This is a genomic window from Actinosynnema sp. NPDC059797, assembly GCF_042732085.1.
Taxonomy (GTDB): Bacteria; Actinomycetota; Actinomycetes; order Mycobacteriales; family Pseudonocardiaceae; genus Actinosynnema.
Genome location: NZ_JBHWIE010000001.1, coordinates 22390 through 43050 on the forward strand (window position 1 = coordinate 22390; position 20661 = coordinate 43050).

Below are 20661 nucleotides of genomic sequence, written 5' to 3' on the forward strand. Positions count from 1 at the left end.
CCTCGAAAATCATGGTCAGCATCGACGTCTGGAACGCCTCGGTCGACTTCCCGATCTTCGACGCCAAGTCGAGGTCGCTGAAGAAGCTCGCCCTGGGCAAGGTCGGCGGCAAGATCGGCGCGGAAGGCCGCGTCCCGATCATCGAGGCGCTGCACGACATCAACATCTCGCTCCGGCACGGTGACCGCGTCGGCCTGGTCGGCCACAACGGCGCCGGCAAGTCCACCCTGCTGCGGCTGCTCGCGGGCATCTACGAGCCCACGCGGGGCAGCTCGCGGATCGTGGGCAAGGTCGCACCGGTGTTCGACCTGGGCGTGGGCATGGACCCGGAGATCTCCGGGTACGAGAACATCATGATCCGCGGTCTGTTCCTCGGCATGGGCCGCAAGGAGATGGAGAAGCGGGTCGACGACATCGCCGAGTTCACCGAGCTCGGCGACTACCTGTCCATGCCGCTGCGCACGTACTCGACCGGTATGCGGGTCCGGCTGGCGCTGGGCGTGGTGACGTCCATCGACCCGGAGATCCTGCTGCTCGACGAGGGCATCGGCGCGGTGGACGCGGCGTTCCTGGAGAAGGCGCGGGACCGGCTGAACGACCTGGTGAGGCGATCGGGCATCCTGGTGTTCGCCTCCCACTCCGACGACTTCCTGGTCGAGCTGTGCAACACGGCGATCTGGATGGAGGAGGGGCAGGTCAAGACGCAGGGCTCGCTGCGCGAGGTGGTCACCGCCTACAAGGGCCGGGACCCGTTCGAGCACCTGAGCCCGGAGACGCTGGAGCGGATCGGTCAGCCGAGGGTCCTGAGCGGGAACGGTGGCGAGTAGGTGAGCGTGGAACGGGCACTGCCCCAGGGCGCGGTGGTGGGGGTCGTGGTGACCCGGCACCGGCGAGAGCTGCTGGCCGACTCCCTGAAGGTGCTGGCGTCGCAGACGCGGCCCCTGGACCACCTGGTGGTCGTGGACAACGGGCCGGACCAGCCGGTCGACGACCTCGTCGAGCAGTGCCCCATCCCCACGACGTACCTGGCGTCGCACCGCAACCTCGGCGGCGCGGGCGGCTTCGCCCTGGGCATGCTGCACGCGCTGTCCCTGGGCGCCGACTGGCTGTGGCTGGCGGACGACGACGGCAGGCCCGCCGACGAGAACGTGCTCGCGGTGCTGCTGGAGGAGGCGTCCCGGCGCGACCTGGCCGCCGTCTCGCCGGTCGTGGCGAACATCGACCGGCCCGAGAAGCTCGCGTTCCCGCTGCGGCGGGGCCTCACCTGGAAGCGGCGCACCTCCGAGCTGGGCGTCGACTTCCTGCCGGGCATCGCCTCCCTGTTCAACGGCGCGCTGTTCAAGGCCTCGACGGTCGACGTGATCGGCGTGCCGGACTACCGGCTGTTCTTCCGCGGCGACGAGGTGGAGATCCACCGCAGGCTGGTGCGCAGCGGCGTCCGGTTCGGCACGTCCCTGCGGGTCGCCTACCTGCACCCGGACGGGTCGGACGAGTTCAAGCCGATGCTCGGCGGCCGGTTCCACGCGCAGGACCCGGAGAACGAGGTCAAGCGGTACTACACCTACCGCAACCGCGGTTACCTGCTGTCGCAGCCGGGCATGCGCAAGCTGGGGCTGCTGGAGGCGTTCCGGTTCGGGCTGTACTTCATCGGCGTGCGCCGGGACCCGAAGGCGTTCCTGGAGTGGCTGCGGCTGGTGCGGCTGGGGCAGCGGGAGCGGTTCTTCCGCAAGTGAGGTTCGGGGTTCAGCCGGCGGCGGAATCGCCGTTGGCGAACCTTCCTTGCCTGGTCGGCGGGGCGCTGGTGGGCTGTGCGCATGGTTGCTGAAGCGCGTAAGAAGTCCCTGGTGCTGCACTTGGCCGCGAACCCGAACCCGATTTCGATCCGGGTGACCGACGAGACCTTCGACGACCTCGGGCCACGCCTGATCCAGGTCGTGCGCAACGGCCACACCCAGGCGGTGCGGACGGCGGACGGCGGGGAGTTCGTGGTCAACTTCAGCCACGTGGTGGCCGCGCACTTCGAGTGACCCGCCGGGGTCGGCGACGGGTGACCGGCGCCGGGGTCCCGTCGGCGACAGGTGTCCGGCCACGAGGGGATCCGGCGACCGCGCTGTCCTGGGCTCACCTGACGCTGTCCTGGGCTCACCTGACCGCCGCCGGGTATCCGGCCGCGAGGGGATCCGGCCCTGCTGGAGCGTGGCTGCGACACGGGCGGGTGTCCGACCGCGCGGGGATCCGGGCACCCGAACGAGTGAGAGCCGCACCGCGACCGGCCGTCGCTGTCGTACCCCGCCGGCACAATAAAAGCAGGGGTCCCCTGGGCGAGGACCCCTGCTCCTGCGTTCACCGGCCCGGTGGCGCCGTCACCGGCGCGGCCCGGACCGCCTGGTCACTTGTTGTTCTCGAACACCTTGCGCCACGACTCCACCGAGGTCAGCTCGGGCAGCGCGTCGCGGTAGGTCCGCTTCATCCGCGGCCACTCCTGGCCCAGCCGCCGGTAGTTGCGCACGACCCGCGCCATCAGCTGGCGGAACTCCTTCGGGTCGCGCTTGCGGAACGCCACGCCGCTGCCGTCCGCGTTGGACACCGTCGCGCTGTCCAGGTTGCCCAGCAGGAACCAGCGGGCGTTGGTGGCGGGCACGTTGATCTGCGGGCGCTCCTCGGTGTGCTTCTCCGGGGTGCGCAGGTTGTGCAGCAGGGCCTTCGACGCCTTCGCCGCGATCACCGCGGGGTTCACCGGCGGCTTGAGCATGGCCTCGGCCCGCACCATGTCGAACGTCGGCGGCGGGAACTCGCGGGCCGACGGGAGCACCTGGGCGTCGCTGTAGGTCTTGCGCAGCCGCTGGATGTCCGGCAGGGCCGTGCGCAGCGAGTCGAACAGCTTGGCGGGGCCGTCCAGGAAGTCCTCGATGGCCTTCTGCTGCACCGCGACCGTCGAGTACTCCATGGACAGCAGGTGCCGCAGCGACAGCTTCATGCCCTGCTTCACCAGGGTGGAGCGGATGTCGTACGGGCTGTGCAGCGCGGCCATGATGAGCCGGTTGCGGGTGTGGAAGTACGCCTGCCAGTCGGTGGCGTCGTTCTTGTCGGTCCACGGCATGTGCCACACCGCGGAACCGGGCAGCGAGATGGTCGGGTAGCCGTTCTCCAGGGCGCGCAGCGAGTACTCCGCGTCGTCCCACTTGATGAACAGCGGCAGCGGGTAGCCGGTGCGCTGCACGACCTCGCGCGGGAACAGGCACATCCACCAGCCGTTGTAGGTGGCGTTGATGCGCAGGTGCAGCTTCGCGGTCTCGCGGAGCGACTCCTCGCCGAAGTCGTGGTCGGTGACCGCGCCCGGCGCGGCGCGCCAGAAGCAGCTGGCCAGGTCGACGACCTCGCCCATGCTGTGCAGGCGGGCGCGGGCCTGGAGGTTGAGCATGTGGCTGCCCACGATGACCGGCTGGGCGGCGGCGCGGGCGAACGCGTTGGAGCGCAGCACCGCGTCCGGCTCCAGCCGGATGTCGTCGTCCATGAGCATGATCTGGTCGACGTCGGTGTGCTCGATCGCCTCGTACAGCCCGCGGGTGAAGCCGCCGGAACCACCGAGGTTGTCCTGCTCGATGACCTCCAGCTTGTCACCCAGGAGGGCGACGGCCTCGGCGTAGCCCTCGGTGTCGCGGACCTTCACCGCGCCCTGGTCGGCGACGAACACCTTCTGCACGACCGCGAGCACCTGGGGGTCCTCGCCGAGGGCGCGCAGGGCGATGACGGCGTCCACCGGGCGCATGGTCGTCATGCCGATGGCGACCTTCTGCTCCGGCAGCACCTGGTCGGTCGTCCAGGCGGCCTCGCCGATCTCCAGCGTGCTGTCGTCGGTGAACACGTCGAACCAGATCCAGCCGCCGTCCTCGAACGGCTTGAGGCTGATCCGGAACTCGACGTCCTCCCACTGCCCGCCGGTGCGGACGGGGCGGCCGTCGAGGTGGACCATGTCGCCGTTGGGCTTGGAGCGGTAGACGTCGAGGCGGCCGCCGCCGCGGACCCGCAGCCGCAGCACGACCTCCTCCACGACCGTCCAGCGCTTCCAGTAGCTGGCCGGGAACGCGTTGAAGTACGACGCGAACGACACCTTGGCCGACGAGGGGACCGTGACCGAGCGCCGGGAGGACACGTGCGCGTGCACGTTGTCGGGCTCGTCCAGGTAGAGCGGGCGGACGTCAAGCGGGTCCTCTTCCCGGGGCAAGATCACGCGCTGGAGCACGTGCCTGGGGTCGAGGGGGCTCTGCTCGGTCACTGGTTCCCTCCGGCGAACCGCGCGCGACGGGCGGTTCGAGTGAGCTGCGGGTGAATCCGACCACCGGACGAGGCGGTCACGGTGGCACCGACGATACCCCGTCGCGCGGCTCGCGCCGGCGACGGAGTACCGGCCCCGATCAGTCGGTCAGTCGAGGTTGCCGTCGAGCGGCGCGCCGTCGACCAGGTGGGGGGCGATGCGGTTGTCGAACGCGGTGAGCGCCGAGCCGATGGCCATGTGCATGTCGAGGTACTTGTAGGTGCCCAGGCGGCCGCCGAACAGCACGTTGCGCTCGGCCGCCTCCTTCTTGGCCAGCTCGCGGTACCGCTCCAGCTTGGCGCGGTCCTCGGAGGTGTTGATCGGGTAGTACGGCTCGTCGTCCTTCTCCGCCGAGCGGGAGAACTCGCGGACGATGACCGTCTTGTCCGACGGGTACTCGCGCTCCGGGTGGAAGTGCCGGAACTCGTGGATGCGGGTGTAGGGCACGTCCGCGTCGTTGTAGTTCATCACCGGGGTGCCCTGGAAGTCACCGACCGGCAGGACTTCCTGCTCGAAGTCCAGCGTGCGCCAGCCGAGCCAGCCCTCGCTGTAGTCGAAGTACCGGTCGAGTGGACCGGTGTACACGATCGGGGTGCCGGCCGGGATCTCGGCGCGCACGTCGAAGAAGTCGGTGTTCAGCCGCACCTCGATGTTCGGGTGATCGGCCATCTTCTCCAGCCACGCGGTGTAGCCGTCGACCGGCAGGCCCTCGTAGGTGTCGTTGAAGTACCGGTTGTCGAAGGTGTAGCGGACCGGCAGGCGGCTGATGACCGCGGCCGGCAGCTCCTTCGGGTCGGTCTGCCACTGCTTGGCGGTGTAGTCGCGGACGAACGCCTCGTACAGCGGGCGGCCGATCAGCGAGATCGCCTTCTCCTCCAGGTTCTTCGCGTCCTTGGAGTCGATCTCGGCGGCGTGCTCGGCGACCCACGCGCGGGCCTCTTCCGGGCTCAGGTAGCGCCCGACGAACTGCGAGATGAGGCCCAGGCCCATCGGGAACTGGTACGCCTGCCCGTCGTGCATGGCGAACACGCGGTGCTGGTAGCCGGTGAACTCGGTGAACTGGTTGACGTAGTCCCACACCCGCTTGTTCGAGGTGTGGAAGAGGTGCGCGCCGTACCGGTGCACCTCGATGCCGGTCTCCGGCTCGGCCTCCGAGTACGCGTTGCCGCCGATGTGCTCCCGGCGTTCGAGCACCAGCACCCGCTTGTCCAGCTGGGAGGCGGCGCGCTCGGCGACGGTCAGGCCGTAGAAGCCCGATCCCACCACGATCAGGTCAAAACCCGCGAAATCCACGGGGTCGAGGTTACCGGTCTGGTAGGTCACGGCTCACCGACCCCCCTGGCGCTTCCAGCGGCGCCCGAACAGGGCCAGGACCAGCGCTCCGACCAGGCCGGCGGCGCCCAGGGCGAGGCCCGCGGCGAAGCCCGGCGGCGTCCACTCCAGGGTCAGCTCGCCCTCGTCGACGCCCTCCGGCAGCTCCACCTGGAGCAGGCCGGCGGGCCCGGTCGTGACGGCGACCTCGCGCCCGTCGACCCGGGCGGTGTAGCCGGGCCAGTTGAGCCGGGCGAAGGTCAGCACCGCCGGTTCGGCGGCGTCGGCGACCCGGAAGCGCACCGCCTCGGCGGTCTCCTCGGGCGAGGTGTCGGAGAGCACCTCGACGCCCTCCGACGCGGACCCGAGCCGGCCGTCCGGCCACGCGTGCGGCGCCTCCCGGGCCAGCACGGTGACGGCGTCGTCGCGCTCCTGCACGCGCCACCCGGCCGGGGCCTCGACCTGGTCCAGGAGGCCGCGCTCGACCACGACCGTGTCCAGGCGCATCATCTCGGCGAGCGTGGTGCCGCGGTCGTCCCGGGGCGCCCACAGGTTGCGGTAGCCGGCCTCGCAGGACTCCCCGATGAAGCTCATGCAGAACGTGTCGGAGAAGTCCTTGAAGCCCATGCCGGTGTAGGTGTTCACCGCGTTGACGCCGGCGGCCCGGTAGGCGGTGCCGAACAGGACGTGGTCCCACGCGCCGTCGGGGCCGCGGCCCAGCCGGTCCACCGCGCGGCGGTCGGCGAACTGCATGGTGGCGCCCTGGTAGCTCGCGAAGGAGGCGCGCAGCTCCTGCACCGAGTGCGGGTAGTAGTACGGGTTGACGTTGAAGTTGCCGACGAACGCGCTGGTCTGGAGCAGCAGCACGGCGGCGGTGCCCGCGTGCAGGCCGATCGCGAGCCGGCCGGTGCCGCGCCTGGCCGCCCAGACGGCCAGGGCGGTGAGGCCGGCGACCACGACCAGGGCGAGCACGTGCCAGCGGCGGTGCTGCGGCGTGCCGGCCCACGACAGGTAGGTCGCGAAGAGGACGAGCGCGCCGGACGCGGCCGCGCGGGCCCTGGCCTTGTCGGTGCGCAGGCCCTCGGACAGCACGACCGCGACCAGCACGGCCAGGCCGAGGTAGACCGACTCGATCAGGCGCAGCGGCCAGCGGAACATCCACAGCTGCGACGGGCTGAGGGTCAGCAGCAGGTAGGCGACGACGATCACGCCGACGCTGGTGAGCTGCTTCCAGCGGTCGCGCAGGACGCCCCAGCGCAGCCACGGCAGCAGCGGCACCACGAACCAGGCGAAGTAGGCGACCGGGCTGTGCATGGTCGCCTGCCAGTTGCTGATCTGCGGCAGGTAGGTGGGCGCGCTGAGGTTGAGCAGGTCGCCCAGGCCGGGGACCAGCATCCCGTCGTTCCAGATGCCCTGCCCGCTGCGCCACGTCACCGACGAGCTGCCCAGCAGCGCCAGGAACACCAGCGGCACGACCAGGCCGATGCACAGGCCGACCAGGACCAGGCGGACCAGCACGGCGCGGCGCCCGCGCACCAGGTTCTCGACGATCAGGCCGAGCAGGACGATGCAGATGCCGAGCACGCCGTACGGGTTGCCGCCGGTGACGATGAGGGCGCCGATGAGGAAGACCCAGAACGGGTTCATCCGGCCGTCGGCCATCCGGCGCGCCGCCCACCACAGCAGCGGCACCATCGAGAACGACATCAGGCCCGAGGCCCAGCCGGCGGTGTCGAAGTACAGGGTGAAGCCGCTGAACGGCAGCGCGACGGCCACCGCGGAGGACGCCCACCGGGCGGCGCCGTAGTCGCGGGCGACCAGGTAGGTGCCCAGCGCCAGCAGCACCATGAACTGGGCCTTGACCAGCAGCGCGGAGACCGCGAGGTCGGGCAGCAGGGACACCAGGACGTAGTTGGCGACGTACAGCGGGTTGTAGATGCCGAACAGCGCCTCGGCGGCGTAGTTGCCGCCCATCCAGGCGTCCACGTCGAGCAGCGGCGGCCACTGGCCGTCCCTGATCAGGGTGCCCAGGTGGTGCCAGGTGGGCAGGAACTGGGCGGCGCTGTCGTCCCAGTAGTAGAAGATCCGGTTGTTGATCAGCGGGACCAGCGCCAGCAGCGCGACCAGGGCGCACGTGGCCAGCGGCCAGACCAGGCCGCCCCGCTCCTTCTCGTCCGCCTCGGGCCCGCGGTCGGCGCCGACCGCGGTGGCCCCCTCGTGGAGCAGGCTCACGCCGCCGCCTCCTGCGGGGTCTCGCTCTTCTTCAGGTCGCCGGGCACGTTCCCGCGGAAGATCAGCGTGGTGACCACGAAGGTGATCGGGATGGCCACGGCGGCGGCCACGAGGGGCGCGACCTTCTCGTTCATGTGCGCGAACTCCACCAGCGCCCACAGGCCGACCGACTGGATCACGAAGTTGGCCAGGGTGGACAGCGGGAACAGCAGGAAGCTCTTCCACGACGGCTTCACGCGGAACGTGAAGTAGCAGTTGAGGAAGTACGAACCGATCATGCTGAGCACGAACGCCAGCACGTGCGCCGCGAAGTAGGGCAGGAAGGTGGTGAAGAGGACGTAGCAGAGGTAGTACGTCCCCGTGTTCACCACGCCCACGGCGCCGAACCGGACGATGCGGCCCAGGTTCACAGCTGCGCCCCGGTCGTGGGCCGCGCCTCGTGCTCCAGGGTGTGCTGGAGCAGCTCCTGGCGGTCGAGGCCCGGCCCGAGGGGCACGCTCACCGGCGCGTCGGCCTCGCCGCTGACCTCCTTGAGCAGGAAGTGCGGCCGGCGCTTGGTCTCGTAGTAGATCCGGCCCAGGTACTCGCCCATCACGCCGAGGAACAGCAGCTGGAGGCCGCCGATGCCGAGGATGCCGGTGACCAGGGTGACGTAGCCCGGCACGTCCACGCCGCGGATCAGCGCGTCGGCCAGGATCCAGACGATGTAGCCGAACGCGAGGGCGGTGAAGAACCCGCCGAGGTAGACCGCCAGGCGCAGCGGCTGGTTGTTGAACGAGATGACGCCGTCGATGCCGTAGTTCAGCAGCTTGCGGAAGGTCCACTTGCTGCCGCCGACCTCGCGGGTCACGTTCTCGTAGTCGACCACGACGGTGTCGAAGCCGATCCACGAGAACAGGCCCTTGGAGAAGCGGTTGTACTCGCCGAGCGACAGCAGGGCCCGCACCGCGCGCTGGCTGAGCACGCGGAAGTCGCCGACGCCGTCCTCCAGCTCGACGTCGACCAGGCGGTTCATCATCTTGTAGTACATCTTCGAGATCAGCGACCTGACCTTGCCGTCGCCCTTGCGGGTGCGGCGGGCGACGACCTGGTCGTAGCCCTGGTCCAGCAGCGGCAGCATCCGGGCCAGCAGCTCCGGCGGGTGCTGGAGGTCGGCGTCGAGGATGGCGATGGCCTCGCCCTTGGCCTGGCTGAGGCCGGCGAGCATCGCGGCCTCCTTGCCGAAGTTCCGGCTCAGCGCCAGGTAGCGGAAGCGCGGGTCCTCGGCCGAGATGCGGCGCATGACCTCCAGCGTGCGGTCCTTGCTGCCGTCGTCGACCAGGAGGACCTCGAAGTCCGGGACGATCGCACTCAGCTCCTTGGTCAGGGCCTCTTTCAGCCTGACCAGGCCCTGCTCCTCGTTGAAGCAGGGGATGACCACGGAAAGCATGCGTACTCCTGTGTTTGCCGCTGCCCTGTGAAAGGTGACGTCATCAGTGCGTGGCCCACGGTGTTAGAGCCGGGCTACCAGTCGCGCCGCACGCTAGCACGGTGGACGCCGGGCACTTCCGCCGTGGGTACCCCCGGTGACCTCGCGCTAACCGTCGTCGGACGGCCCTCAGAACCACCGCTCGAGGACCAGCGCCACCCCGTCCTCGGAGTTCGCGGCGGTGACCTCGTCGGCGGCCTCGCGGGCCGCCGGGTGCGCGTTGGCCATCGCCACGCCGTGGCCCGCCCACTTCAGCATCGGCACGTCGTTGGGCATGTCGCCGAACGCCAGCACGCCGCTCGCCTCCACGCCCAGCCGCTCGGCCACGGCGGCCAGGCCGGAGGCCTTGGTGACGCCGGGCGCGGCGAACTCCAGCAGGCCCTCGTCGGTCGAGAACGTCATGGTCACCGAGTCGCCGACGAGCGGCCCGACGGCCCGAGCCATCTCCTCCGACGTCATCATCGGGTGCCTGACCAGCAGTTTCACCGCCTCCCGGCCGAGCAGCTCGGCCCGCTGGTGGCCGGGCAGCGGCTGCGAGCCCTCCGACCACGGGTGGAGGTAGTGCTCGTCGGAGAGGAACTCGGCCTCGGCCGGGCGGCGGGCGCTGCCGCCGACCCGCTCGGACGCCAGCGCGCAGCCCGGCAGCGCCTCGTCGAGCACGGCGGCCAGGTCGGCCAGCTGCACCGGGGACAGCAGCTCGGCCGCGACCACGCGGTCCTCGCCGAGGTCGTAGAGCACGGCGCCGTTCGAGCACACCGCGTAGCCGGTGAGGCCGGCGTCGTCCGCGATCTCGGGCACCCACCGCGGCGGGCGGCCGGTGGCCAGGACGAACGGGACGTCCGCGGCGAGCACGCGGCCCACCGTCGCGATGGTGCGGGGGCTGAGCCGGCCGAGTGGTCCGAGGAGGGTGCCGTCGGCGTCGGACGCCACGAGGGAAGGTCTCTGCACGCCCCCATGGTGCCTGGTCGGATAACGTCGCCGGGTGCGCACTGGGATTGTGATCCTGCCCGAACACCGCTGGTGGATGGCCGAACACAAGTGGAAGGCCGCCGAGGAGTACGGCTTCCACCACGCCTGGACCTACGACCACATGGGGTGGCGGTCACTGGTGGACGGTCCCTGGTTCGGGGCCGTGCCGACGCTCGCCGCCGCCGCCGGGGTCACGGAGCGCATCCGCCTCGGCACGCTGGTCGCGTCGCCGAACTTCCGCCACCCGGTGCCGTTCGCCCGGGAGCTGCTGGCGCTGGACGACCTGACCGACGGCCGCTTCACGCTCGGCGTCGGCGCAGGTGGGAAGGGGTACGACACCCAGGTCATGGGTGGTCCGCCCGCCGGCAGCAGGCAGGGTCGGTTCGAGGAGTTCGTGACCGCGCTCGACCTGCTGCTGACGCGGGAGCGCACCACGTTCGACGGCGAGCACTACCGGATCAGGGACGCGCGGAGCGCGCCCGGGTGCGTGCAGCAGCCGCGGCTGCCGTTCGTGGTCGCCGCGAACGGGCCGAAGGCGATGGCGGTCGCCGCGAAGTACGGCACGGGCTGGGTCACCACCGGACCGGAGGCCGACGACGAGGCGACGTGGTGGCGGGGAGTGGCCGAACTCACGCTGCTGTTCCGCGAGGAGCTGGACCGGATCGGGCGGGCGAAGGGCACCGTCGACTTCCACCTCAACGCCGACTCGTGCCCGGTGTTCTCGCTGACCAGCGTGGAGCACTTCCGGGACGTGGCCGGTCGGGCCCGGGAGCTGGGGTTCACCGACCTGGTCGTGCACTGGCCGCGCGCCGACGGGGTGTACGCGGGCAGCGAGGCCGTGCTGGAACGGGTGGCGGCCGACGTGCTGCCCGAGCTGGTCAAGGGCTGACGCCGTGCGGCGGGTGGTGGTGGTCGGCGGCGGCATCGTCGGCCTGGCGACCGCGTGGGAGCTGGTGAAGCGCGGCCACGAGGTGACGGTGCTGGAGAAGGAGGCGCGCTGGGGCGCGCACCAGACCGGCCACAACAGCAACGTGGTGCACGCGGGCCTGTACTACAAGCCGGGGTCGCTGAAGGCGCGCATGTCGGTGGCCGGCAACGCGTCGATCGTGGCGTTCGCCCGGGAGCACGGGGTGCCGGTCGAGGTCTGCGGCAAGCTGGTCGTCGCCACGTCGCGCGACGAGCTGCCGCGCCTGGAGGCGCTGGCCGAGCGGGCCGCGGCGAACGGGGTGCCGGCCCGCCGGGTCACCGCCGACGAGGCGCGCGAGCACGAGCCCGAGGTGGCGGCGGTCGCGGCGCTGCGGGTGGAGAGCACCGGCATCATCGACTTCCCGGCGGTGTGCCGGGCGCTGGTGGGCGAGCTGGAGGGCCACGACCTGCGGTTGAACGCGCCCGCCCTGGGGATCCGGCGGGCGCTGAGCGGCGGCGGCGTCGAGGTGGCCACGCCCGGCGGCGTGGTGCGGGCGGACGCGCTGGTGAACTGCGCGGGCCTGCACGGCGACCGCGTGGCGAGGATGGCGGGCGTGACGCCGTCGGCGGCGATCGTGCCGTTCCGGGGCGAGTACTACGAGCTGCGGCCCGAGCGGCGGCACCTGGTGCGCGGGCTGATCTACCCGGTGCCGGACCCCGAGCTGCCGTTCCTGGGCGTGCACCTGACCCGGATGCTCGACGGGAGCGTGCACGCGGGCCCGAACGCGGTGCTCGCGCTGCGTCGCGAGGGCTACACGTGGCGTGACGTCTCGGTGGCGGACGTGCTGGACGTGGCCAGGTTCCCGGGCACGTGGCGGCTGGCGCGGCGGTTCGCCCGCACCGGCGCCGAGGAGGTGCTGCGGTCGTTCTCGCGGAAGCGGTTCGCGGCGAGCCTGGCCCGGCTGGTGCCCGCGGTCGGCCCGGACGACCTGGTGCGGGCCGAGGCGGGGGTGCGGGCGCAGGCCATGCGCGCCGACGGCTCCCTGGTGGACGACTTCCTGATCGACACCGCGCCCCGGCAGGTGCACGTGCTGAACGCGCCGTCGCCGGCGGCCACGTCGTCGCTGGAGATCGGTCGGCACGTGGCGGGGCAGGTGGAGCTGAGCTGGGCGTGAGGCGGGTCCCCCGGCCGAGGCGCGAACGCCCCGGCCGGGGACCGCGGCGGCCTAGCGGGCCTCGAGCACGTCCAAGCCGAGGAACGGGCGCAGCGCCTGCGGGACCACCACGGAGCCGTCGGCCTGCTGGTGGTTCTCCAGGATGGCCACGATCCACCGGGTGGTGGCCAGGGTGCCGTTGAGCGTGGCGGCGGTCTGCGGCTTGCCGTTCTCGTCGCGGTAGCGCACGTTCAGCCGGCGGGCCTGGAACGTGGTGCAGTTCGACGTCGAGGTCAGCTCCCGGTACGCCCGCTGGGTCGGGATCCACGCCTCGCAGTCGAACTTGCGGGCCGCGCTCGTGCCGAGGTCGCCCGCCGCGGTGTCGATGACCCGGTAGGGCACCTCGATCTTGGCCAGCATCTCCTCCTCCCACGCCAGCAGCCTCGCGTGCTCGGCCTCCGCGTCCTCGGGGCGCACGTAGGAGAACATCTCGACCTTGTTGAACTGGTGCACGCGGATGATGCCGCGGGTGTCCTTGCCGTACGAGCCGGCCTCCCGCCGGTAGCACGACGACCAGCCCGCGTACCGCTTCTCGCCGTCCAGGATCTCGTCGGCGTGGTAGCCCGCGAGGGGCACCTCCGAGGTGCCCACCAGGTACAGGTCGTCGGCTTCGAGGCGGTAGACCTCGCTCGCGTGCGCGCCCAGGAACCCGGTGCCGGCCATGATCTCCGGGCGGACCAGCGTCGGCGTGATCACCAGGTCGAACCCGGCGGCGGTGGCCTGGGCGACGGCCATGTTGAGCAGCGCCAGCTCCAGCCGCGCGCCCACGCCGGTGAGGAAGTAGAACCGCGAGCCGGAGACCTTCGCGCCGCGCTCCATGTCGATCGCGCCGAGCCGGGTGCCCAGGTCCAGGTGGTCCCGGGGCTCGAAGTCGAACTCGCGCGGCTCGCCCACGTGCTTGAGCACGACGTAGTCGTCCTCGCCGCCCTCGGGCGCGTCGGGGTGGACCACGTTCGGGATGGCGCGGTGCAGCTCGGCCAGCTCCGCCTCGGCGGCGGACTGCTCTGCCTCGGCGGCCTTGACCTCGGCGGCCAGTTCCTTGCCCTTGGCGAGCAGCGCCTCGCGCTGCTCGCCCTTGGCGCGGCCGACCTGCTTGCCGAACGCCTTCTGCTCGCCGCGCAGCGCGTCGGCGCGGGCCACCGCGGACCGGCGGCGCTCGTCGGCGGACAGCAGCGCGTCGACCACGGCCTCGTCCTCGCCACGCGCGCGCTGCGACGCGCGGACGGCCTCCGGGTTGTCGCGCAGAGCCTTGAGGTCAATCACGCCGAGCAGCGTAGTACCCGGCCGACGGGACGCCGATCGGGATTGTCGGTGCCGTCCGGCACGATGCCCGCGTGGCTGATCGAGTGAACGACACCCCGGACCTGCCCGCCGACGTGCTGGAGGATGTCGAGGAGTACGCGCGCGGCGTCGTGCACGGCGGTTTCACCCCGTTCGAGGAGGCCGTGCGGTGCACCGCCGACTACGAGGAGCGGCTGTCGGAGGACGCGGCGCGGGCGGTCGTGGAGCGGGTGTGGCGGGAGCGGGCCGCCGAGCAGGAGGGGTGGCCGGAGACCACGGACGTGGACCGGTTGCTCTCGGTGTTCGAGCGGCTGGAGGCGGGCGGCGTGGTGGCCCGCGCCGACTTCACCTGCTGCCAGACGTGCGGCCACGCCGAGATCGGCGACGAGGCGCCGGAGGACGCGCGCGGCTACGTGTTCTTCCACCGGCAGGACACCGAGGGCGCGGTGGGCGGCGACGGCGTGTGGCTCGCCTACGGCTCGTTCGCCGAGGACGGGACCGAGGCCGTGGGGCGCGAGGTCGCCGAGGCGCTCGCCGCGGGCGGCCTGCCGGTCGAGTGGGACGGGTCGGTCCGCACCCGCATCAGGGTCGGGCCGATGGACTGGCGGAAGCGCCTGCCGGTCGGCTGAGGGCGCGAACGGGGGCGCACCCGGTCGGCGCGCCCCCGCCCGTGCGACTACGAGATGGCGACGGCGACCACGAGGCCGAGCGCGACGTGCGCGGCCGCGACCACGGCGCTGGCCGGGACGAACCGGTCGGACTGGATCAGGGCGCCGATGTCGATCCGGGTCACCCACTCCAGCAGCCGGACCGCGAGCACCTGCACGACGATGCCCACCAGGCCGAAGATCAGCGCCGACAGCAGGCCCTCGGCGAGCTTGCCGGCCGAGCTGTAGATCGCCACCACGACGATCAGCGCCATGCTGAACAGGCCCGCGGCGGTGACGATGACCGCGTTCGGGTGGCCGTCGCGCACCAGCGTGCTGAGCTTGCCCGGCGTGGTCCAGTCGATCGCGTAGAAGCCGAAGACCATCAGCAGCAGGCCGACGATGGCGTAGAGCGCGATGGCGCCCACGCCCTGGCCGATGGAACTGCCGAAACCGGGGTCCAACGCGAGGTTGGTGATCACTGACCCTCCAGGGGGTGCGGGTTGGGGATGTGCGCCGCCGGTGAAGGAGCCGGTGACGGGATCGGTTCGCCCGGGAACGTGCCCATCAGGCGATCCGGTGCGGCACGAACGTCGCGCCGTCGTCGGTGACCAGCCCGACCGTCTCGCGGATGCCGAGGCCCGCCGAGGCGTCGCCCACGACCCACGCGCCGAGCGCCGGCCGGTAGCCGTCGAACTCGGGCAGCGGGTCGAACAGCTGGTAGACGAAGCCCTCCTTGCCGTAGACCCCGCTGGTCTGGGTCTCGTAGCCGGGGGCGACGATCTGGATGTTGGCGCCCTCCCGGCCGAGCCGCGGCTTGCGCACGTACTCGGTCAGCAGGCCGGGGTCGTCCAGGAACGCGGGCAGCAGGTTGGGGTGGCCCGGGTACATCTCCCACAGGATCGCGAGCAGCGCCTTGTTGGACAGCAGCATCTTCCACAGCGGCTCCACCCACAGGGTGGCGGGCAGGCTCTCCACGGCGAAGCGGCCGAACTGCTCCTCGACCACCCACTCCCACGGGTAGAGCTTCACCACCGTGCCCATCGGGGCCTCTTCGAGGTCGACGAACCGCTTGAGCACCGGGTCCCAGCCGATCTCCTCGATCGCCAGGCCCACGGTGTCCATGCCCGCCTCGGCCGCGGTCTCCTGGAGGTAGGCCACGGTGACGTGGTCCTCGCCCGAGGGCTCGGAGCCGGACCAGGTGAAGTGCACCTCGTTGGACGGCAGCCGCGAGGTGATCTCCGCCCAGCGCTCGACCAGCTTCTCGTGGATCGAGTTCCACTGGTCGTCGTCCGGGTGGACGTCGGTCTTCCAGTTCCACTGGACGACCGAGGCCTCCAGCAGCGACGTGGGCGTGTCGGCGTTGTACTCCAGCAGCTTGGCCGGGCCGCCGCCGTCGTAGCGCAGGTCGAACCGCCCGTAGACGTGCGGGTCGCGGCGCTTCCACGACTCGGCGATCGCGGGCCACAGCCACTCGGCGATGCCGAAGTCCCGGTAGCGCTCGGTGAGCACGACGTTGTCGACGGCCTCCAGGCACATGCCGTGCAGCAGCTCGACGTCCGCCTCCAGGGACAGGACCTCGCTCATGTCGAACACGTAGTGCGCGGACTCGTCCCAGTACGGGCGGGGGCTGCCGTCCAGCCGCTTTCCGGGCGCGCCGAACACGAGCCCCTGCTCGGAGACGGTGCGCTGCCAGTTCGGTCGGGGCGTGGAGGACTCTCGACGCACTCAGCTGCTCCCGCTCTTGCTGCCGCCGGAGACGCCGAAGCCGCCGCGCTGGATCACCTTGCCCGAGGACGTGCTGACGTTCGCGCCCTTGGGCAGGGTGTAGCTGCCGCCGCTGACCTTCTGGCCGACCGGCGTGCTCGGACCGCCGTAGTGGTAGCGGTAGGAGTTGCCGCCGATGTAGAAGAAGCCGCCGCTGTGGTACCCGCCGTGGCTGCTGACGTAGTTGTCGTCGCAGTAGTCGTCGTCCACGACGACGCCGTCCAGCGTGCACTGGGCGTCGACCTCGTCGGGGCTGGCGGCGGCGTACCAGATGGCCACCACGCCCACCACGCCGACGACCACGCCACCGCTGATCAGCAGCCGTTTGCGCAGCTTCTTCTTGCGCTTCTCCTCGGCCTCCCGGGCCAGCTCGGCCTCGCGCTCCTGCTGCGCGACCTGGGCCCGCGCCCGCTGCTCGGCCACCGTCGGCGGCCGCGGCTTGGTCTTGCCCGGCTCCTGGTTGCGCACCTGGCCGCGCCCGGTCTGCCGAGGCCCCTGTCGAGGGGTCGGCTCCGTCGCCGGCACGTACGGCGGCGGCGTGGCGCCACCCGGCGCGTTCGGCCCGTTCGGTCCACCCTGGCCCGGTCCGCGCTGGTCGGGCGCGCCGGTGTTCCGGGTGTTGTCGTTCTCAGTCATCAGCCACTCCCGGCGGGGACGGTACCCAGATCGGCCGCCATTTGGGTGACGAGTGTCCAATTAGCAACACTCGCCACCCGCCCGGTGGGCGTCTCGGTCGGCACAGGCATCATGGTGTAGATGTCCGCGAACGCCCGTTGGTTTCGTCGTGGTGACCACATGGTCATGCTCGGCGCGTTCGCTGGCGCGTTCACGCTGCTCGCGCTGAGCACCTTCACGTCCTGGCCGACGGGCGGGAGCACCCCGCTCCAGGGCGGGACGACCCCGGTCAACCCGGTCCTCGTGGCCGAGGCGGGCGACTGCCTGAACTGGACGAAGAAGGACCTGTCGGACATCGCGAAGGTCGACTGCTCCGCCCAGCACCTGTTCGAGGTCACCGGCGTCGCCGACATCTCCGCCGCGCACGGCCCGCAGGCCCCGTTCCCCGACGACGCGCGGTGGCAGGAGATCAGCCAGGAGTACTGCGCCCGGGAGTCGCTGGAGTACCTGGGCGGCAAGTTCGACCCGTTCGGCAAGTACACCGTCGGCCCGCTCAACGCCGGCTCCCGGCTGTGGGCCGAGGGCGACCGGACCGTGCGCTGCGGCCTCCAGGTGGCGGGCCCGGCGGGCGGCCTGCTCCCGGCCTACGGCACCGCCCGCTCCCAGGACCAGTCCGACGTCTACGACCCGGGGGTGTGCCTGGGCATCACCGAGGCCCGGTCGGTCGGCGACCCGGTGGAGTGCGCCAAGCCGCACACGTTCGAGATCATCGGCGTGGTGACGCTGCCTCCGGGCGAGTACCCGCCGCCGGAGCAGCAGGAGCAGGTGCTGTCGACCGAGTGCGACCGGATCGCCAAGGAGTACACCGGTGGCGCCGACCTGAAGGCGCGCAACCTGCTGGTCTCCTGGGACACCAGGGCGCCCGAGAGCTGGGCCGCGGGCTCGCGGCTGGCCAACTGCAAGGTCGGCGCGGTGCCCCAGGACAACCTGCTGGTGGCGTGGGAGGGCAGCGTGCGCAACCCGGACGCGCCGCCGCTGACCACCTCGAACCCGCCGCAGACCACGGCCGTGCAGCAGGACGAGCCGACCGGCGCGCCCCTGCACTCGCAGTCCAGCTCCGCCGGCGGCTCCGTCACGCCGACGTCCTCCGACGGGGACGACGACGAGGACCAGCCGACGCGGACCACGACGCCCAGCACGACCGAGACCACCACGACGAGGTGACGACGTGCCGGTGGAGATGTCCCGCCAGCGGTTCGAGGAGCTGGTCTCCGAGGCCCTCGACCTCATCCCGCCCGGCTTCGCCGCGGCCATGGACAACGTGGTGGTGCTGGTCGAGGACCGCCACCCCGACGAGCCGGGCCTGCTCGGCCTGTACCACGGCGTCGCGCTGACCGAGCGGACGACGGACTACGGCGGGGTGCTGCCGGACCGGATCACCATCTACCGCGAGGCGCTGCTCGACATGTGCCGGGACGAGGACGAGGTGGTGGACGAGATCGCGATCACCGTCGTCCACGAGGTGGCCCACCACTTCGGCATCGACGACGACAAGCTGCACGAGCTGGGCTGGGGCTAGACCCCTCTGCCCGCCCCTCGCGGGCCCGCCCCGGCTCGCGGCTAGCCCGCCAGGTCGCGGTAGAAGGCGGCCGGGTCGCCCGCCAGCGACGCCTTCACGTGCGCGCTCCAGTCGTCGACCAGGACCTCCAGCGCGTCGGCCTCGACGCCGTCCAGGGCGGCGCGCGCCACGTCCGCCGGCTGGTTGATCGGGTCCAGGCCCGTGCCCGCGATCATGTCGGTGTCGGCGGTGCCCAGGTGCAGCGCGGTGACCAGGGTGCCCTGGCCCGCCAGCTCGAGCCGGACGGCGTTGGTCAGGCCCCACTGGGCGGCCTTCGCGGCGGCGTAGGCGCCGGTGCCCGGCGCGGAGAACCACGACATCGCCGACAGCACGTTGACGATCGCGCCGCCGCCGTTCGCGGCCAGCACGGGGGCGAACGCCCGCACCACGTGGAGCGTGCCGTAGAAGTGGGTGTCCAGCTCCAGGCGGATCTTCGCCAGGTCGCCGGTCACCAGGTCCTGCGCGGTGTTCACGCCCGCGTTGTTGATCAGGAGGTCCACGTCGCCGGCGGCCGCCGCGGCGGCGGCCACCGAGGCGGGGTCGGTGACGTCCAGCCGCAGCGCCTCCACGCCCGGCAGGTCGACCGCCCGCGGGTCGCGGGCCGTCGCGTACACCCTGGCCGCGCCGCGTTCCAGCAGGTGGCGGGCGAAGTGCCGGCCGATGCCGCGGTTGGCGCCGGTCACCAGGGCGGTGGAGCCCTCGATCCTCATAGCGGTAACTCCTGTGCGATCACGTCCACGCCGGTCCACGACGTGCACAGCCAACCGTTGGGGGTGCGTTCCAGGACCACGCGGCCGGTGTTGGGCAGCAGGCCGGCGCGGGCCAGTTCGGGGCTCACGTTGACCGCCAGCGCCAGCGCCGCCATGCGCAGCGACGCGCCGTGGCTGACCAGCACCGCGGTCTCGCCGTCGCGGTGCCGCACGGCGAGCCGGTCCACGGCGGCCAGGTAGCGGTCGAGGACCTGGCGGCCGCTCTCGCCGCCGGGCAGCGGCACGTCCAGCTCGCCCTCGCCCCACCGGCGCGCCACCGCGATGAACGCCTCGAAGGCCTCGCGGTCGTGCCGGCCCTCCAGGTCGCCGCAGAAGACCTCCTGCACGCCCTCGACGACCTCCACGTCGAGGCCGTGGGCGGCGGCGACGGGCGCGGCGGTCTGCTGCGCGCGCACGGCCGCGCTGGCGTAGACGCCCGCCACCGGCTCGTCCGCCAGCTCCTCGGCCAGCGCGGCGGCCTGCGCCACCCCGGCGGCGGTCAGCGGCGGGCCGGGCGGGAGCGAGTCCAGGACCATCCCCACGTTGGAGGCGGTCTCCCCGTGCCGCACCAGGACCAGCTTCACGCGCCCTTCCCCTCCCTCACGGCGGCCACCCACCCGGCGGCGGCGACGAACTCGTCGTTGCCCGCGGGCGCGCCGCCCGGCTCGGCCTTCGGGTAGGAGCCGAGGAACCGGATCTGCTGGCAGTGCCGGTGCAGGCCGGCCAGCGCGTCGCCCACCCTCGGCTCGGCGACGTGGCCGTCCAGGTCGATGTAGAAGCGGTACTCGCCGAGCCTGTCCTTGGTGGGGCGGGACTCGATGCGGGTCAGGTTGATGCCGCGCAGCGCCAGCTCCGACAGCAGGTCCGCCAGCACGCCGGGCCGGTCGCCGACCGTGCACACCACGGACGTCCGGTCGTGGCCGGTCGGCTCGGGCAGCGGTCCGGGCCTGCGGACCAGCAGGAAGCGGGTCTTGGCGTCGCGCACGTCGGCCACGTCGGTGGCCAGCACCTCCAGCGGGTAGTGCCGGACGGCGACCGGCGCGCTGACCGCGGCGTCGAACTCGCCGTGCAGCACGGAACGCGCCGCGGCGGCCGTGGACGTGGTGGCGACCACCTGGGCGTCGGGCAGGTTCTCGGCCAGCCAGTGCCGCACCTGCGCCAGCGCGTGCGGGTGGCTGGCGACCGTGCGCACGGGCTCGTCGCCCGGCCGCTTGAGCACGCTGAACCGCACCGGCAGCACCGCCTCGGCGACCGCGACGAGCGGCTCGTCCCCGGTCAGGGCGTCCATGGTGGCGGGCACGGCGCCCTCGACGGAGTTCTCCACGGGCACGCAGGACGCCTCGGTCTCACCGCGCCGGGTCGCGGCCAGGGCGGCGGGCACCGTGTCGAACGGGACCAGCTCCTGCTGCGGGGTCGCGAAGCCGCGTGCGGCCTGCTCGGTGAACGTTCCGCTGGGGCCGAAGTAGGCGAGCACGCCCGCAACGATACGAGGAGCACGCCCGGTGATCGGCGTTGAGGCGAGGATCACCCGGGCGGCGGGTGCCCGCCCCCGTTCCGCAGCAACGGGTT

General features: G+C 72.0%; 21 protein-coding genes. 8 read left to right on the top strand and 13 right to left on the bottom strand.

Annotation, left to right across the window (positions count from 1 at the left end; translation table 11 throughout):
- The first annotated feature begins 11 nt into the window (after positions 1–11).
- The 3 genes from wzt (at position 12) to ACFV4N_RS00130 (ending at position 2027) form a co-directional block, all read left to right on the top strand.
- Positions 12–827 carry a galactan export ABC transporter ATP-binding subunit Wzt/RfbE gene (gene wzt, locus ACFV4N_RS00120; RefSeq protein ID WP_499670266.1) on the top strand — a complete coding sequence of 272 codons (816 nt, stop codon included), beginning with the start codon at positions 12–14 and terminating at the stop codon, positions 825–827.
- On the top strand, positions 828–1733 hold the full coding sequence (gene glfT1, locus ACFV4N_RS00125; protein ID WP_499670267.1) for a galactofuranosyltransferase GlfT1: 906 nt from the start codon (positions 828–830) through the stop codon (positions 1731–1733).
- Positions 1734–1814: 81 nt separating this feature from the next.
- Positions 1815–2027, top strand: coding sequence for a hypothetical protein (locus tag ACFV4N_RS00130; RefSeq protein WP_499670268.1), 213 nt, complete (start codon positions 1815–1817; stop codon positions 2025–2027).
- A gap of 362 nt (positions 2028–2389) precedes the next feature.
- Here the strand turns inward: ACFV4N_RS00130 and ACFV4N_RS00135 are convergent, their stop codons facing one another.
- From ACFV4N_RS00135 to ACFV4N_RS00160, 6 genes are all read right to left on the bottom strand, one after another.
- Positions 2390–4276 carry a glycosyltransferase gene (locus ACFV4N_RS00135; RefSeq protein WP_499670269.1) on the bottom strand — a complete coding sequence of 629 codons (1887 nt, stop codon included), beginning with the start codon at positions 4274–4276 and terminating at the stop codon, positions 2390–2392.
- Positions 4277–4423: 147 nt separating this feature from the next.
- Entirely contained in the window at positions 4424–5608 is a 1185-nt protein-coding gene (glf, locus tag ACFV4N_RS00140; protein ID WP_499670409.1) for a UDP-galactopyranose mutase, read from the bottom strand.
- 33 nt (positions 5609–5641) lie between these two features.
- On the bottom strand, positions 5642–7858 hold the full coding sequence (locus ACFV4N_RS00145; RefSeq protein WP_499670270.1) for a putative glycosyltransferase family protein: 2217 nt from the start codon (positions 7856–7858) through the stop codon (positions 5642–5644).
- Entirely contained in the window at positions 7855–8268 is a 414-nt protein-coding gene (locus ACFV4N_RS00150; RefSeq protein ID WP_499670271.1) for a GtrA family protein, read from the bottom strand. The genes ACFV4N_RS00145 and ACFV4N_RS00150 overlap by 4 nt, the downstream gene beginning before the upstream one ends.
- A complete protein-coding gene (locus ACFV4N_RS00155; protein ID WP_499670272.1) occupies positions 8265–9287 on the bottom strand; it encodes a glycosyltransferase family 2 protein in 1023 nt (340 codons plus the stop codon). Before ACFV4N_RS00155 ends, ACFV4N_RS00150 begins: the two co-directional genes overlap by 4 nt.
- A 168-nt stretch (positions 9288–9455) precedes the next feature.
- On the bottom strand, positions 9456–10274 hold the full coding sequence (locus ACFV4N_RS00160; protein WP_499670273.1) for an HAD family hydrolase: 819 nt from the start codon (positions 10272–10274) through the stop codon (positions 9456–9458).
- Between the two features lie 34 nt (positions 10275–10308).
- On the opposite strand from ACFV4N_RS00160, the gene ACFV4N_RS00165 reads away from it, so the two are divergent.
- Together ACFV4N_RS00165 and lhgD are read left to right on the top strand one after the other, a co-directional pair.
- Positions 10309–11184: an LLM class flavin-dependent oxidoreductase gene (locus ACFV4N_RS00165; RefSeq protein ID WP_499670274.1), complete on the top strand. Its 876-nt coding sequence runs from the start codon at positions 10309–10311 to the stop codon at positions 11182–11184.
- Between the two features lie 4 nt (positions 11185–11188).
- Entirely contained in the window at positions 11189–12376 is a 1188-nt protein-coding gene (gene lhgD / locus ACFV4N_RS00170) for an L-2-hydroxyglutarate dehydrogenase (RefSeq protein WP_499670275.1), read from the top strand.
- A 51-nt stretch (positions 12377–12427) separates the two neighbouring features.
- Here the strand turns inward: lhgD and serS are convergent, their stop codons facing one another.
- Complete coding sequence (gene serS, locus ACFV4N_RS00175; RefSeq protein WP_499670276.1) at positions 12428–13678, bottom strand: serine--tRNA ligase; 1251 nt, start codon at positions 13676–13678, stop codon at positions 12428–12430.
- A gap of 71 nt (positions 13679–13749) precedes the next feature.
- Between serS and ACFV4N_RS00180 the strand changes: the two genes are divergently transcribed.
- Positions 13750–14325 (top strand): DUF6891 domain-containing protein, encoded by a 576-nt coding sequence (locus tag ACFV4N_RS00180; protein ID WP_499670277.1) that lies wholly within the window; start codon positions 13750–13752, stop codon positions 14323–14325.
- 47 nt (positions 14326–14372) lie between these two features.
- Here ACFV4N_RS00180 and ACFV4N_RS00185 read toward each other — a convergent pair whose 3' ends face one another.
- The 3 genes from ACFV4N_RS00185 to ACFV4N_RS00195 all read right to left on the bottom strand — a co-directional run bounded on the left by ACFV4N_RS00185 (position 14373) and on the right by ACFV4N_RS00195 (position 16746).
- Positions 14373–14825, bottom strand: a complete 453-nt coding sequence (locus ACFV4N_RS00185) for a DUF350 domain-containing protein (RefSeq protein WP_499670278.1) — start codon at positions 14823–14825, stop codon at positions 14373–14375.
- An 85-nt stretch (positions 14826–14910) separates the two neighbouring features.
- Complete coding sequence (locus ACFV4N_RS00190) at positions 14911–16071, bottom strand: glutathionylspermidine synthase family protein (protein ID WP_499670279.1); 1161 nt, start codon at positions 16069–16071, stop codon at positions 14911–14913.
- Complete coding sequence (locus ACFV4N_RS00195; protein WP_499670280.1) at positions 16072–16746, bottom strand: hypothetical protein; 675 nt, start codon at positions 16744–16746, stop codon at positions 16072–16074. It lies immediately after the preceding gene.
- Between the two features lie 120 nt (positions 16747–16866).
- Here ACFV4N_RS00195 and ACFV4N_RS00200 point away from each other — a divergent pair, with 120 nt between their 5' ends.
- Positions 16867–17949, top strand: a complete 1083-nt coding sequence (locus ACFV4N_RS00200) for a septum formation family protein (RefSeq protein WP_499670281.1) — start codon at positions 16867–16869, stop codon at positions 17947–17949.
- 4 nt (positions 17950–17953) lie between these two features.
- Positions 17954–18304, top strand: coding sequence for a metallopeptidase family protein (locus ACFV4N_RS00205; RefSeq protein WP_499670282.1), 351 nt, complete (start codon positions 17954–17956; stop codon positions 18302–18304).
- Positions 18305–18345: 41 nt separating this feature from the next.
- Here ACFV4N_RS00205 and ACFV4N_RS00210 read toward each other — a convergent pair whose 3' ends face one another.
- Genes ACFV4N_RS00210 through pheA form a run of 3 tightly spaced genes read right to left on the bottom strand, consistent with a single transcriptional unit; the run spans position 18346 to position 20566 of the window.
- Positions 18346–19053: an SDR family oxidoreductase gene (locus ACFV4N_RS00210; protein WP_499670283.1), complete on the bottom strand. Its 708-nt coding sequence runs from the start codon at positions 19051–19053 to the stop codon at positions 18346–18348.
- On the bottom strand, positions 19050–19676 hold the full coding sequence (locus ACFV4N_RS00215; RefSeq protein ID WP_499670284.1) for a histidine phosphatase family protein: 627 nt from the start codon (positions 19674–19676) through the stop codon (positions 19050–19052). Before ACFV4N_RS00215 ends, ACFV4N_RS00210 begins: the two co-directional genes overlap by 4 nt.
- Positions 19673–20566 (bottom strand): prephenate dehydratase, encoded by an 894-nt coding sequence (pheA, locus tag ACFV4N_RS00220; protein ID WP_499670285.1) that lies wholly within the window; start codon positions 20564–20566, stop codon positions 19673–19675. The genes ACFV4N_RS00215 and pheA overlap by 4 nt, the downstream gene beginning before the upstream one ends.
- Between the last annotated feature and the right edge of the window lie 95 nt (positions 20567–20661).

Bases quoted from the DNA above. Each gene is read 5' to 3' on its own strand.
- wzt (WP_499670266.1), top strand. From the start codon at position 12: ATGGTCAGCATCGACGTCTGGAACGCCTCGGTCGACTTCCCGATCTTC.
- ACFV4N_RS00130 (WP_499670268.1), top strand. From the start codon at position 1,815: ATGGTTGCTGAAGCGCGTAAGAAGTCCCTGGTGCTGCACTTGGCCGCG.
- ACFV4N_RS00155 (WP_499670272.1), bottom strand. From the start codon at position 9,287: ATGCTTTCCGTGGTCATCCCCTGCTTCAACGAGGAGCAGGGCCTGGTC.
- ACFV4N_RS00195 (WP_499670280.1), bottom strand. From the start codon at position 16,746: ATGACTGAGAACGACAACACCCGGAACACCGGCGCGCCCGACCAGCGC.
- ACFV4N_RS00200 (WP_499670281.1), top strand. From the start codon at position 16,867: ATGTCCGCGAACGCCCGTTGGTTTCGTCGTGGTGACCACATGGTCATG.
- ACFV4N_RS00210 (WP_499670283.1), bottom strand. From the start codon at position 19,053: ATGAGGATCGAGGGCTCCACCGCCCTGGTGACCGGCGCCAACCGCGGC.